General features: G+C 29.2%; 15 protein-coding genes. 11 read left to right on the forward strand and 4 right to left on the reverse strand.

From position 1 onward, the window contains the following. The 5 genes from KIB46_RS14805 to KIB46_RS14825 all read left to right on the forward strand — a co-directional run. A partial coding sequence (locus tag KIB46_RS14805; protein ID WP_291672882.1) for a transketolase C-terminal domain-containing protein occupies positions 1 to 742 on the forward strand: 742 nt, incomplete at its 5' end. A gap of 14 nt (positions 743 to 756) precedes the next feature. Then, a complete protein-coding gene (gene fsa, locus KIB46_RS14810) occupies positions 757 to 1,401 on the forward strand; it encodes a fructose-6-phosphate aldolase (protein WP_027099090.1) in 645 nt (214 codons plus the stop codon). Positions 1,402 to 1,508: 107 nt separating this feature from the next. Beyond that, entirely contained in the window at positions 1,509 to 1,847 is a 339-nt protein-coding gene (locus KIB46_RS14815) for a hypothetical protein (protein WP_027099089.1), read from the forward strand. Between the two features lie 80 nt (positions 1,848 to 1,927). After that, positions 1,928 to 3,301, forward strand: coding sequence for a hypothetical protein (locus tag KIB46_RS14820; RefSeq protein WP_291672886.1), 1,374 nt, complete (start codon positions 1,928 to 1,930; stop codon positions 3,299 to 3,301). Between the two features lie 456 nt (positions 3,302 to 3,757). After that, positions 3,758 to 6,220 (forward strand): CoA-disulfide reductase, encoded by a 2,463-nt coding sequence (locus tag KIB46_RS14825; RefSeq protein ID WP_291672888.1) that lies wholly within the window; start codon positions 3,758 to 3,760, stop codon positions 6,218 to 6,220. Positions 6,221 to 6,291: 71 nt separating this feature from the next. On the opposite strand, the gene KIB46_RS14830 is transcribed toward KIB46_RS14825, so the two are convergent. Further along, the gene (locus tag KIB46_RS14830) at positions 6,292 to 6,618 is read right to left on the reverse strand and encodes a hypothetical protein (protein WP_156562809.1); all 327 of its coding nucleotides are present in this window, start codon (positions 6,616 to 6,618) and stop codon (positions 6,292 to 6,294) included. Positions 6,619 to 6,737: 119 nt separating this feature from the next. Here KIB46_RS14830 and KIB46_RS14835 point away from each other — a divergent pair, with 119 nt between their 5' ends. Further along, positions 6,738 to 7,298: a PH domain-containing protein gene (locus KIB46_RS14835; RefSeq protein WP_291672891.1), complete on the forward strand. Its 561-nt coding sequence runs from the start codon at positions 6,738 to 6,740 to the stop codon at positions 7,296 to 7,298. 117 nt (positions 7,299 to 7,415) lie between these two features. Here the strand turns inward: KIB46_RS14835 and KIB46_RS14840 are convergent, their stop codons facing one another. Next, the gene (locus tag KIB46_RS14840; protein ID WP_291672893.1) at positions 7,416 to 8,327 is read right to left on the reverse strand and encodes an AEC family transporter; all 912 of its coding nucleotides are present in this window, start codon (positions 8,325 to 8,327) and stop codon (positions 7,416 to 7,418) included. Between the two features lie 60 nt (positions 8,328 to 8,387). Beyond that, positions 8,388 to 9,701, reverse strand: a complete 1,314-nt coding sequence (locus KIB46_RS14845) for a PTS transporter subunit EIIC (protein ID WP_291672894.1) — start codon at positions 9,699 to 9,701, stop codon at positions 8,388 to 8,390. Between the two features lie 167 nt (positions 9,702 to 9,868). Here KIB46_RS14845 and KIB46_RS14850 point away from each other — a divergent pair, with 167 nt between their 5' ends. The 5 genes from KIB46_RS14850 (at position 9,869) to KIB46_RS14870 (ending at position 13,708) form a co-directional block, all read left to right on the forward strand. Then, the gene (locus KIB46_RS14850) at positions 9,869 to 11,059 is read left to right on the forward strand and encodes a neutral/alkaline non-lysosomal ceramidase N-terminal domain-containing protein (protein ID WP_291672895.1); all 1,191 of its coding nucleotides are present in this window, start codon (positions 9,869 to 9,871) and stop codon (positions 11,057 to 11,059) included. A gap of 32 nt (positions 11,060 to 11,091) precedes the next feature. After that, entirely contained in the window at positions 11,092 to 11,844 is a 753-nt protein-coding gene (locus KIB46_RS14855) for a MurR/RpiR family transcriptional regulator (RefSeq protein ID WP_291672896.1), read from the forward strand. Between the two features lie 26 nt (positions 11,845 to 11,870). Then, positions 11,871 to 12,563: a carbohydrate deacetylase gene (locus KIB46_RS14860; protein WP_291672897.1), complete on the forward strand. Its 693-nt coding sequence runs from the start codon at positions 11,871 to 11,873 to the stop codon at positions 12,561 to 12,563. A 75-nt stretch (positions 12,564 to 12,638) separates the two neighbouring features. After that, a complete protein-coding gene (locus KIB46_RS14865; RefSeq protein WP_291672898.1) occupies positions 12,639 to 12,824 on the forward strand; it encodes a hypothetical protein in 186 nt (61 codons plus the stop codon). 122 nt (positions 12,825 to 12,946) lie between these two features. Further along, positions 12,947 to 13,708 (forward strand): SDR family oxidoreductase, encoded by a 762-nt coding sequence (locus KIB46_RS14870; RefSeq protein ID WP_049179624.1) that lies wholly within the window; start codon positions 12,947 to 12,949, stop codon positions 13,706 to 13,708. 25 nt (positions 13,709 to 13,733) lie between these two features. Here KIB46_RS14870 and KIB46_RS14875 read toward each other — a convergent pair whose 3' ends face one another. Then, positions 13,734 to 14,141: a (deoxy)nucleoside triphosphate pyrophosphohydrolase gene (locus KIB46_RS14875; protein WP_291672899.1), complete on the reverse strand. Its 408-nt coding sequence runs from the start codon at positions 14,139 to 14,141 to the stop codon at positions 13,734 to 13,736. Positions 14,142 to 14,361: the final 220 nt, after the last annotated feature.

Genomic DNA, 14,361 nt, shown 5'->3' on the forward strand with positions numbered 1-14,361 from the left:
AACTTGTGGTAAGGTACCTTTTGTAAGTACTTTTGCAATGTTTGCAGCAGGAAGAGCTTTTGAACAAATAAGAAACTCAATATGTTATCCTAAATTAAACGTAAAGGTATGTGCAACACATGCTGGTTTAACAGTTGGAGAAGATGGAGCATCTCACCAAGCTATTGAAGATATATCTTTAATGAGAAGTGTACCTAATATGGTAGTTATAAATCCAGCAGACGATATAGAAACAGAAGCTGCAATAAAGGCAGTTGCAGAAATGGAAGGACCTTGCTATGTAAGACTTGGTAGAATGGCAGTTTCAAGAGTTAATGATGAAACAAACTATAACTTTGTAATAGGTAAGGGAATAACTTTAGCTGAAGGAAATGATGTAGCAATAATAGCAACAGGAATAATGGTTGAAGCTGCATTAGAAGCAAAAGAAGAATTAGCTAAAGAAGGAATAAATGCAAGGGTTATTAACATACATACTATTAAGCCGATAGATGAAGAATTAATAATAAAAGCTGCAAAGGAAACTGGAGTTATAGTGACAGCTGAAGAGCATAGTATAATAGGTGGACTAGGATCAGCAGTAGCAGAAGTTGTTTCAGAAAAGTGTCCAGTACCTGTTTTAAGAGTTGGTGTTAAGGATACATTTGGGGAAAGTGGAAAGCCAAATGAGTTATTAGAAAAGTACGGATTAACTTCGAATAATATAGTTAATAAAGTAAAAGAAGTAATAAAGTTAAAATAAAGGGGGAATTAAAAATGAAAATATTTTTAGATACAGCAAATATTGAGGATATAAAAGAAATTAACTCTTTAGGAGTTATACATGGAATAACAACAAATCCATCCCTAATTGCAAAAGAAAAGAGAGACTTAAAGGAAACATTAAAGGAAATAGCATCTATAGTAGATGGTCCAATTAGTGGGGAAGTTATAAGTTTGGACTATGAAAATATGATAAAGGAAGCAGAAGAGCTTGCAAGTATTCACAAGAACATAGTTGTAAAAATTCCTATGACATATGATGGATTAAAAGCAGTTTCATATCTATCAAAGAAGGGAATACGTACAAATGTTACTTTAATATTCTCAGCAGCACAAGCATTACTAGCAGCAAGGGCAGGAGCAAGCTATGTATCTCCATTCTTAGGAAGATTAGATGATATAGGATCAAATGGATTAATACTTATAGAAGATATAAGTGAAATATTTAATGTTCATAATATCCAAACAGAAATAATAGCAGCATCTATAAGAAATCCAATTCATGTGATAGAGGCCGCAAAGCTTGGTGCAAACATTGGAACTCTTCCACCAAGTGTTATTAGAGCTCTAATTAATCATCCATTAACAGATGCAGGCATTAAAAAATTTAAAGAAGATTGGGAAAAGGCTAATTTATAATAAAGTAAAATAAAAAACAAGTAAATTTGGACTATTTTAATATTTTAATTATCTAATTCTTTATGATATAATGATTTCCGCACAAAAGATAAAGAAGGAGATATAGCATGAGAATTAACTTAACTGAATTAGTAGCACAAATACAATTATCATCAGAAGATATGAAGTATTATTATAATAAAGAAACTGGAGAATTCGTACTGTATGATGAGCAAGAATATGGATATTTAGAGGATTTAGATAGTTTAGATATAATTTTTCACCCAGAGTGGGATGAGGAAGTATTAAAAAGCTTAATAGATATTAGAGATAATGAAGAAAATTATATAGAAGTTCCTTATTGCAATGTATCAAGAGGATTAGGGGATAGAGAAAGAGAAATAGAATATTTAAAGGTAGCACTAGATTGGTGCAGCAAAAATGATATTCTTCCTGTAAATGAGTAAAAAAAATCCTCAAGTAATGAAAAATTACTTGAGGATTTTCTTTATATACAGTTATAATGGAGAAAAAAGAAGGTGGATATATGAGTAAAAAATTAAATGAATTGTTAAATAAGTTTACTAAAGAAGAATTAATAAGTATAATAGAAGATCTTTCATTAGAGTATAAAGAAATAGAAGATAAACTAATTATGAAGTACGATGTGTTAGATGTGAATGATGAAATAAAAAAGAACAAAAAGTATTTAACTAAAATAACTAGAAAATATGGTATGGGAAGAAGATTTGTTAATTGGAGAGAGTGCGGTAGTTATGCTTCAGAGGTAATAGAGGTTCTTGATAATGCAAAAGAATATTATAATGATTTACATAAACCAGCTGTTGTTGTAGAAACTAGCTTAGAGGTAATATCTAGAATGATAAATGCCTTAGATTATATGGATGATTCTAATGGTGATATTGGTGATGTTATAGATTATGCATTTAATTTAATAGATGAAACATGTATGGATGTAGAGGAATTTAGCCAAGAAGATAAAAAAATGCTATTTAAGATGTTGCTAAATGAAGGGGATAAAGAAGTTTATGATGGATGGAGCGATTGGAGGCTTGAAGCTATAAGTAATTGTATTTATTTCTGTAAAGATGCAAAGAATAGAAAAAAGTTTGAGGAAAAAATAGATGAACTTATAGAGAAGAATAATAGTAGTGATTGGAATAAAAAATATTTTATAGAACATGCTCTTAATTTAAAGTTAAACTTATATAAGTATGTTGAAGATAATGAAAAGGCTGAAAAAGTAATTAAAGAGAACTTAAAATATCCATCATTTAGAGAAAATATGATAATTAAGTATAGAGATTTAAAGGATTATAAAAAGGTAATAGAACTAGCAGAAGATGGAGAAATATCAGATAAAGAGTATATAGGTCTTGTACATAGATGGAAGACATATAGATATTTAGCCCATAAGGAGTTAAACAACTTAGAAGAAGTAGAAAAGCTAGGAAGATACTTATTTTTTAATGGTAATATGAAAATATTTGAAGATTTAAAAGAAATACATAAAAGTCATTGGAAAGAATATTATTTAGGTTTAAAAGAAGAATTATTAAAAGAAACAAGAGGTATAAGTTCTTTATACATAGATATGCTTATTAAAGAAAATGACTTAGAGGCATTACTAGAGGTTTGCAAAAAAGATATTAGATACATAGAAGATTTTGCAGAGATATTAATGGAAGATTATAAAGAAGATGTAGAATATATTTATAGAGTTTATATTGAAAGAATTTCAGATATGGCAAGTGACAGAAAAAAATATAGGGCTGTATGTAAGGTAATAAAGGGGTATAAACAGTTATTTGGGGATATAGGTACAGTTAAAATAGTAAAAGAATTAAAAGCTAAGTTTATAAAAAGACCTGCTTTTATTGATGAGTTATCAAAAATCTAAATAGTAGTTTGTATGGAGAGAAGATATAGTTTTATATCTTCTCCTTTTATATTTAATATAAAATAAAGGTGGTATTTACCTTTAGTACGCGTGGGGTGGATATTTGTTTCCATGTGACTTGGACAGTAGCGACGGAACGAGAAAAAATGATATTCTTCCTGTAAATGAGTAATGGCTTAAAAAGCTTCAAGAAATGTATTAAGTTTCTTGAAGCTTTTTTTATTAATAATAAGACTTAAATTATTTGATAAGAATAAGTTAGAGGATATAGTTTAATAATTTCCTTACCTTTAGTAGGAGTGGGGGGAATATTTGTTTTGATGTGACTTGGAGAGTAGCGACGGAACAAGCAAAATAAATATTCCCCCCACTAGTTATGTGACAAAGTCACAGAAGAAAATGAAAGGGAAAACTATAATAGAGTATATTAAGAAAAGCATTAAAGGAGATAGAATTATGAAAAAGAAAGTTTTAATAGTTGGAGGGGTAGCAGGAGGTGCTTCAACTGCAGCTAGACTTAGAAGACTTGATGAAGAGGCAGAAATAATTATGTTTGAAAAGGGAGAATATATATCCTTTGCTAACTGTGGTCTTCCTTATTATATAGGGGATGTGATTCCTACAAGAGAAGCGTTAATAGTTCAAACAGTTGAACAAATGAGTAGAAAATTTAATTTAGACATAAGAAATCTAAGTGAAGTTATCTCCATAAATAAAGAAGAAAAAAAGATAAGAGTTAAAAATTATAGAACTGGTGAAGTATATGAAGAAAGCTATGATACCCTAGTTTTATCACCAGGAGCAAAGCCAATAAAACCACCTATAGCTGGAATAGAAGATTGTAAAAACCTTTTTACTCTTAGAAACATTCCAGATATGGATAATATAAAAAGCTTTTTAGAAGAAGAGAAGCCAAAGAGAGCTATTGTAATTGGTGGAGGCTTTATAGGGCTTGAAATGGCAGAAAATCTTCATGAAAAAGGAGTTAATGTTACCTTAGTTGAAGGAAGTAACCAAGTAATGGGGCCATTAGATATAGAAATGGCAAGTATTATACATTCTCATTTAATTGATAATGGAGTAGATTTAATTTTAAATGATGGTGTTGAAGAGTTTAAGAATAATGGTAAAAAGGTTATTTTAAAAAGTGGAAAAGAAATATATGGAGATATGATAATCCTATCTATAGGTGTTAGACCTGAAACAACTATAGCAAAGGAAGCAGGGCTAAAATTAAATGAAAGAGGGGCAATTATAGTTGATGAATATATGAAAACTTCAGACCCTAATATTTATGCTTTAGGTGATGCTGTTGAAATAATGGACTTTGTAAATAAAAAGCCAACAATGATCCCTCTTGCATGGCCAGCAAATAGACAAGGAAGATTAGTAGCAGATAATATTTCAGGTAAAGAGGTTAAATATAAGGGGACTTTAGGATCATCAGTAGCAAAGGTATTTGACTATACTGTTGCATCTACAGGAAATAGTGAGAAAACACTAAAAAGATTAGGACTTGAATATAAAGCTATTCATATTCATCCAGGTTCTCATGCAGGATATTACCCAGGAGCTTTTCCAATAGCTTATAAGATGTTATTTAATCCAAAGACAGGAGAAATTTATGGAGCTCAAGGTGTAGGAATGGATGGAGTAGAAAAAAGAATTGATATAATTGCTACTGCAATTAAGGGAGGCCTTAAGGTAGAAGACCTTCAAGATGTGGAAGCTTGTTATGCACCACCATATAATTCAGCAAAGGATCCTGTTAATATGATGGGATATTATGCTTCTAATATTATGGATGGTGATGTAAAAACAATTCAATGGAATGAAGTTGATAATATAAATTTGGAGGATTCAATAATTCTAGATGTTAGGGAAGAAATGGAGTTAATGACAGGAACAATACCAAATTCAATTAACATTCCATTAGGACAGTTAAGGGATAGATTGGACAAACTAGATAAGAGTAAGAAGATATATGTAACTTGCCAAGTTGGTTTAAGAGGATATATAGCTTCTAGGATTTTATCTCAACATGGATATGATTCCTTCAATATAGATGGTGGAGTAAAGACATATTTACAAGTTAAGAGAGCCTTAGAAAGTTATAATGAGGATAATAATGTTAAGGAAGAGGTTGCAACTATGTCACTAGAAAAAGATTTAGATATAACAGAGGTAAATGCAAAGGTTACTTTAAATGCATGTGGATTACAATGTCCAGGACCTATAAAAAGAGTATTTGAAGAAACAAAATCTTTAAATGAAGGGGAAGTATTAAAGGTAATTGCAAGTGACCCTGGTTTTAAGAAGGATATAAGTTCATGGTGTGAGAAAACAGGAAATACTTTAGTGAAAACAGATAAAGATGAAAAGAAAAATTTTGTAGCTTATATAAAGAAGGGGAAAGAAGGAAATAAGGAGGTTACATGTAGCACAGTAAAGGATGGAGCAACTTTAGTTGTATTTAGTGGAGACTTAGATAAGGCTATAGCTTCATTTATAATAGCTACAGGTGCAGCTTCTATGGGTAAAAAAGTTACTATGTTCTTTACATTCTGGGGTCTTAATATTCTTAAGAGTAAGGATAAGCCTAAGGTTGAAAAGAAAACTGTAGAAAAGATGTTTGATTGTATGCTTCCAAGTCACCCAGGTAAGTTACCTTTATCTAAAATGAATATGATGGGTATGGGACCTGCTATGATTAAAAAGATTATGAAGGATAATAATGTAGATTCTTTAGAAGATCTTATAAAGAATGCAATTGATATGGGAGTTAATGTAGTTGCTTGTTCTATGAGTATGGATCTTATGGGAATTAAGAAAGAAGAGTTTATTGAAGGTGTAGAAATTGGTGGAGTAGCTTCATATTTAGGAGCAACTGAAGATTCAGGATTAAATTTATTTATATAATAGTAAAAAAATCCCTAAGAGTAGTTATATTCTTAGGGATTTTTTGAATTGTTATTAATAATTTAATACCCTTAATGGTTCTGCTGATCCTTATTATCATTTTTAAAAATATTTTCTAATTCTCTAAAACACACTAAGTTAAATGCTATTATAATTCCTAAAATTAAACCAGTAACAAAAAAGTTTATGTGATTAGCTAGGCAAAATAAACCTATTACTATTAATAATATATTAGTAAATAGATTTAAATTACGTTTCTTTTTTTCATTTAAAGTATCTATTTTTCTTTGGATTGATTTAAATAATCCTAATTTACTATTGTTTAACCAATAGAATAAGTAAGAAAATATAGTACTTGATAAAGTTGATAATGCTAATAGTATTATAAAATCTTTCATTTAAAGTTCACCTTCTTTTTGGTTGTCTTTTCATTTTTATTATATACAAATAATGGGGGGTGTTAAATGTATCTAAGAATATTAATATGGAAATAAGTTAAAGGAAAGGAAATGGAATTATGAAAGAGGTTTTCTATAATGAATTACAAGGTGATGAACAAATACTTTGGAGTGGAAAAGGAAAATATAAATTTTTTGAAAAGGGTAGCCTATTTCAATTACTATTTATGATTGTATGGTTAAGCTTTGCACTTTATTGGGAGTACACTGCATATATAGGTGGAGCAGGTTTAGTTATGCTTTTATTTGGAGGAGTTTTCGTTTTTGTAGGATTAAACATGGTTTTTGGCTTACCAATAAGAAGAGCTATTGCTATAAAGAATAGGGTATATGCAGTAACTAACAAGAGAATTTTATTTTGTAATATGGGTAAGAATATATCATTTCAATATTTAGATCTTAAGGATGCAGAGATTGTAAATAAGTATAAAGAGAGAAGCGGAAGAGGAAGTATTGAATTTAACATGGGATATACAAACTATGATATGTATAATGACAATGGATATGATAACAGAAGAAATAGGGGAAGAGTAATGCCAAACAGATTTATTTTTTATAATGTTGAGAACGTAGATGAGGTATCTAATATTATAAGGATGGCAAAGGAAAGCTTAATATAAAGGGCATATTTATATAAATATAAAAATATATGAATATATGAATATTGGGATTTAGAATGATTAAAAATGAATTAAATAAAATGAGAAGGTAAAATTATTATACCTTCTCATTTTATTTTAAAATAAAGTTGCAGCTATGGAGATTATTATAGGGAGAGTTATAATTGATAGTATTGTAGTAATACAAACAATAAGTACAGCTGATGAATAATTTTTTTCATACTGCTGGGCATATATTGCAACATTTGATCCTGTTGGTGCGCTTGCAGCAATAAGAATGGCAAGTTTAGCTGTATATAGATTTTTGGGTAAAATCATTAAGAATAATAGAGTTGCAATTGGAATAATTATAAGTCTAACAAGACTAATTAAATATAAATCTTTACTTGAAAACATTAATTTTAAATCAGCTTGTGCTAAGTATACCCCAGAAATTATCATAGCTAAAGGGGTGTTAATTCCACTAATTAAAGACATAGTTTGTGTTGCTATATCAATTTCTGGAATCTTTAGTAAAAAAATAAATATTCCTATAGCAAAAGAAATTAATATTGGGTTAGTTAATATCTTTTTATAAGATATAACGTCCTTTTTCTTTGTCATTATAAAAACACCATAGGTAAATTGAAATATGTTTAGTTCTGCAATAATACAAGCTATAAAAAATACAGAATCTCCCCCTAAAACTGCAGTTACTAATGGAATACCGATAAATCCAGCATTACTGAAGGCAGCACCAAAGTTTTTAACTCCATCCTTTTTAAAAAATAAAAAAGATATTAATATTGAAATTAATAATACTGATAATGAAATAAAGAAAGTAGAAATTAAAATTTCTAGTTTTTCTTGAGAGTATGATATCCAAAAAGATTTAATAATTATTATAGGTATAACGCAATATATAAGTAAAGTTCCTATATCTTTAGAACCATGAGTAGTAATTTTTTCTTTTTTAAATAATACATATCCTATTGCCATAAATATAAACATGATTAATATTTGTTTTAATAGTATAAATCCTAATTCCATAATTCCCCCTATTTTTAAGAAAGAACGATAAACCCTTATGAAGGTCTATCGCTCTTATTATTATGATTGTTCTTCAGCTTCTTTTGCTAATAATTGTTTGTCATACATTTTAAGGAATGGTAAGCAAACAACTATATCTACAGCTAGTAAAATAAACCATACAGGTATTGTCTTCCAGTCCATTGTAGCTAAGAATGCTTGTAGTGGACCAGGAACAGTAAATGGTAATGTAGTAAAGAATCTACCTAAGAAACCAATATCCATTAATATATAAGCAGTTGTAAAATTTATAATTGAACATAATAAAAGTGGTATAAATGTTAGTATATTTAAAACTGTTGGTATACCAAAAATCATTGGTTCATTAATATTGAATAATGTAGGTACAGATGCAATTTTACCAATAGATTTTATTTGTGAAGATTTACAAACAAATATCATAATAATTAAAAACGCAGTGTAAGTTATCCAGTTACCAAATACAGAGTTTATAGCACCAGCAAAAATTTCAGGTAAAGGTTGTCCAGTTGCGTAAGCTTCTGCGTTAACAGCTAAAGCAGCTGTAGTTATTGGTGTAACAACAATTGATACCATGTTTGCACCATGGATACCAAAGAACCAGAAAGTTGTCATTAAAATGTTTATTAGTAAAATCGAAGGTAAGGATCCTGCAGCAGATAATAATGGTTGAATAACCTTATATATTAATGTAGTTAATCCACCACCTATAGCACTAAAACATATTGAATTTAAAGCTAAGAATAAAACTATATTAGCTATAGTCGGTATTAAAACATTAAATGGTGCTGCAACATTTGGGGGCACTGAACTAGGTAATTTAATACAGATATTATGACTTGTAAAGAATCTATTAATTTCAACTACTAAGATAGCAATAATAATTCCAGCAAACATTGATGTAGAACCAAGTTGTGATGTACTAAATACTAAGTCGTTTTCAGGAAAACCAGCAATACACAAAAATACTAATAATGCACAGACCATATTATTTATAGAATTCAATTCATATGATCTTGCTAATTGATAGGAAATACCCATTACAACATAAACTGATATAATTCCGATTGTTAAATTATAAGGTACCATCAATGTATTATAGAAATTAGATGCAAAGTCCTTCCATGCTAGTAAGAAATTATAGAAAAAATTAGTCCCTTCAATTCCGGCTGGTATTGGTGGTATTGCTAAAATCATTGCAACGCCTCCAATAATAGTTAGTGGGATAAGTAAGCTCATACCATCTCTAATAGAAGCCATGTGTCTTTGACTTCCTATCTTTGATGCTACTGGTAGAATGTGTTCTTCCATAAAGGATTGAAATCTTTCCATCATTGATCCTTTTTCTTTACTCATAATATTTCCTCCTAAAAAAGTCAATTTGTGTAATGTAAAGCTTTTTATTACAAAATCATTATATCATCACTGAATAATATATTCAATATTCAATTTAAAAAAATAAATATTATTTACAAAAAACGGCTTTTGTGATTAAATATATATTGTAAGAAGAGGTGATAAAAATGAAGATTGGCTTTAATAAAATTGATGTTACTCCCAAAAAGAGAGTAAATATGGCAGGGTATGATAGACAGGAGAAAAGCAAAGGAATTTTAGATAATATTGAAATAAACACTTTAGTAATTGTATCTAACAATACTCCAGTAATTATTTCAATGTTAGACTCTATAATGTTAGAAGAAAGTTTTTGCGAAGATATAAGAAATTATATTTCTTCTGAATATAATATTCAAAAAAGTAATATTTTAATTGGATGTATTCATACACATTCTGCACCAGCATTCTTCAAATTAGTTTTTGAAAACACTAAAGTTGAAAAAGATATTCAATTAGAAGTTAAAGAACAAATGATTAAATCTATTGATAAAGCTCTGCAAGATGAAATTGAATGTAAAGTTACATATAAAAACTGCTCTATTGAAGGATTATATGGTAATAGGAATGAAAAAGATGGTTGGAGTGATAAAAGCATTAATATTTTAGAATTTTATAAAGAAGATAAAGTTATATGTTCTCTATTAAATATTTCAGTTCATCCAACTATATTAAATGGTAGTAATTTATTATTATCTAGTGATTTACTAGGATGGATAAGAAAGAAATATTCAAATCTTACAAATGCACCTACTATTATATGTAATGGAACAACAGGGGATGTATCAACTAGATTCTATAGAAGAGCAAGTGGTATAGATGAATTAAAATATGTTAGTAATGGGGTTATAGACCAAATAAAAGAAAAAGTAACTTCAGAAAAGATTAATTTGAATTTTATTAATAGCAAGGAAGTAGAATATACGACTCATAGTGATTTTTCAAATGATTTAACAACTATTAATACTTTAAAAAGCAATGTTGATAATCCTATGCTTAATATGCTAAAGAAACGATGTGAATTGAAATTAGGTTTTGGGTCTTTCAACATTAATTTAATTAGCTCAATAATAAATTTAGGAGATGTAATTATAGTATCACTTCCAGGAGATGTTGTTAGTACATTTGGAAAACAAATAAAGGAAGCTTTTAGTGACTATAAGGTTATAATTATTTGTTATACCAATACATATTGCAATTATCTTGTAAACAAAGAGCAGTATGGAAAATATTTTGAAACCTTTAATTCTCGATGCAATGAAGGAGAAGCGGATATATTTATAGATAAGGTTATAAAAGGGGTTAAAGATTTGTTATAATTTATATAATGAGTTTTAGGAGGTCTTAATTTATGAACCCATATGAATTAATGGAGCTTAAAAAGGATAGTTTTACAAAAAATGAATTAATGATATATGAATATGTAAAAGAAAATGCCTATGAAATTTTTAGAGGAACAATAGTTGATATGGCAGTTGATATAGGGGTATCTCAACCTGCCATTACAAGGTTTTGTCAAAAACTTGGATATGATAACTTTAGTTCATTTAAAATGCATTTATATAAAGCTGAAAAACAAGCTTTAAGTGATAAAAATGATGTTGAAATGTCTTATCAAGTTTTAGAATCATATAAAAAGTTAATTTCAAAATTGGATACAGTTATAAATAAAGATGAACTTGAAAGTTTTGCAAAGTCTATTATAAAGGCAAGAAGGGTTTTTACCATAGGTACTCATAAGAGTAGGCTTTCAGCAGAGCTTTTAAAATATAATTTGATGAAATTTGGTATAAACTGCAATTCATTTTCTTCTGATGATAGACATGAGTTAATAAATGTAGCAAATAAAGATGATTTAGTTATAGTAATTAGTGCTAATTGTGAATCTACTAAAGGGTTTATTAAGGAAATATTTAATGAAGAAATGAAGGTTGCATTAATAACTATGAACAGTAAGGTTGTAAATAAAAGTAGTTATGAGCACTATATTTGGTTACCAAACAGTAAAAACCAAAATGAAAAGATATATACTGAAAATACAGTAGTTTTTTCAGTCTTTATAGATTTATTAACCTCTTTTGTTGCTAAGGAGATAAATAGTTAATAATAAATTATGAGAGGATGAGATTTATGAAAGTTGTTATTAATGGAGATGATTATGGTTTTACAGATGGGATTACAGAAGGAATAATATTTTGTCATTTAAATGGAATATTATCTTCAACAACTGTATTGGTTAATTCTGATGATATAGAAAAAGCAGTTGAAAAAGCAAAAAATTGTCCGTACTTAGGTTTTGGTATTCATTTTAATTTAACATTAGGTAAACCATTAACTAATGGTAAAAGTATATGTGATGAATATGGAAACTTCTATAACAAAAAGTATTTAGTATTAGAAAACTTAGATAAAGATGAGATATATAATGAGTGGAAGGCTCAAATAGATAAGTTTATAGAATTATTTAAAAGAAAGCCAACACATATAGATTCTCATCATAGCGTACATGATAAGTTGTATACATATCCAATTACTGAAAGACTATGTAAGGAATATAATCTTACTTGTAGAAGACATGGGAAGTTTAAGTATGTTACAGGTTTCTTTGGTGAAGATGCAACAGTTGAAAATCTTATAAATCTTTTTGAAGAGAATAAGGATGAAGAGTTTATTGAGGTTATGGTTCATCCAGGATATAGTGATTGTAAATTAAGGAATATTAGTAGTTATAATAATTATAGATTAAAAGAATTAGTAACATTATGTGATGATAGGCTAAAGGATTATATTGAAGAGAATAATATAGAGCTTGTTACATATTAATAGAGTATGTGTTCATTATGGAAGCTACAGATGTAGCTTCTATTTTTTTGTTATACTGTATATGAATATTGTTTTATGAGAAGGGAAATTTATGAATGCTTTAGTGGAAATTCAGGAGAAAAATATAATTATAAGATTGGATATAGAGATGATGAATTACTAAGAAGGAGCTTCAATGAGCTTGCAGAAAAAACATCTGGAATTGTAATGAAATTCCATTTGGTAGAGAGAATAACGTTTCCTTTGTTGTCACACATTTAAAATTGGTAAAATATGTTGTAAATGTATACGAAGAGGAATATACTTTTCTATAAGGTCTCACATTAAGAATTGGACTAGATTAAATATAGGCCTGAACTTATATATGGGATGGAGGTTTTTTAATGAAAGAGTTAAATGAGAAAGTAGCTATTATTACAGGTGCAGGACAAGGTATTGGTAAGGGGATAGCGCTTCACCTTGGAAAACGTGGAGTTAAGGTTGTTTGTGTAGGACGTCGTCTAGATCCAATAGTCCAAACAGTAAAAGAGGTGGAAGAAGCAGGTGGACAAGGCTTTGCCATAACTTGTGATGTTGGAAATCGTGAAGATGTTAAAAAAGTAGTAAAAGCTACAGTTGAGAAGTATGGAACTGTTGATGTTGTGGTAAATAATGCACAAAGTTTACCAGGATCAGCTAAGGTTGAAGATACAACTTATGAACAAATGCTTACAGCTTGGCAATCAGGAACCATAGGTTCATTAAATATGATGCAAGAATGCTTCCCTTATATGAAAGACCAAAATGAAGGAAGAATAATAAACTTTGCTTCTGCAACAGGTATGTTTGGATATGCAGGGCAATTAGCTTATGGATGTAACAAGGAATCTATACGTGGACTTACTAAAATTGCAGCTAAGGAATGGGCTCAATACAATATTATTGTAAACTGTGTTCTTCCAGGTGCAGAAAGTCCAGCTGCTAAGGTATGGGCAGCAAAATTCCCTGAGAAATATAAAGAAATAATGGAAGCTCAACCAATGAAGAGGTTTGGAGATGGGGAAGATGATATTGGACGTGTTATAGCATTTTTAGCAGGTCCAGATAGCAAATACTATACTGGTCAATGTTTATTAGTGGATGGTGGATACTCAATAGCTCCTTAAGTAATAAATCTCATAAATTGCAAGGTTATTCTTGCAGTTTATGAGATTTTTTTAATTCTTCTACAGCAGGAACATCTGCAGGAGCCCATTTTAGTGAATCAAGATTTTCTCTTTTTAGCCATATAAGTTTAGAATGTTCACTTGCAGTTGGTGTTCCTTCTATAAGCTTACACTTAACTGTAATAAGATTAACTATAACATTATCATATTCATGAGTATTGTCATTAAAGTCTTCTATGTATTTAACCTTGCAGGATAATTCTTCTCTAATTTCTCTTTCAATAGCTTGTCTAATACTCTCGCCCTTTTCTATCTTTCCACCAGGAAATTCCCAAAGGTTTGGCATACTCATCTTTGGAGATCTTAAGGCACAAAGAATTTCTGAATTAGAGTTTTCTATTATAGCTCCTACAACTTTTATAGTCTTTTTCATTGTAACCACCTCTAGGATAAGTTTAACATATTGTATGGTGAAGCGTACCATAAGTGATGCTTTTACTGAAGTTGGTTTATTGAATATAGATGGAGGTTAGTTATGCTTCGCCTCCACCAACAAATGGGGCTGTATCAGATTAAGGTTTTTTACCTTAGGCTGATACAGCCTTATTTTTATAATTTTAAATTTTATTCATAACTTTATATGTATTTATTTC

Origin of the sequence: Clostridium sp., assembly GCF_018372875.1 — a bacterium.
Classification (GTDB): Bacteria; Bacillota; Clostridia; order Clostridiales; family Clostridiaceae; genus Clostridium.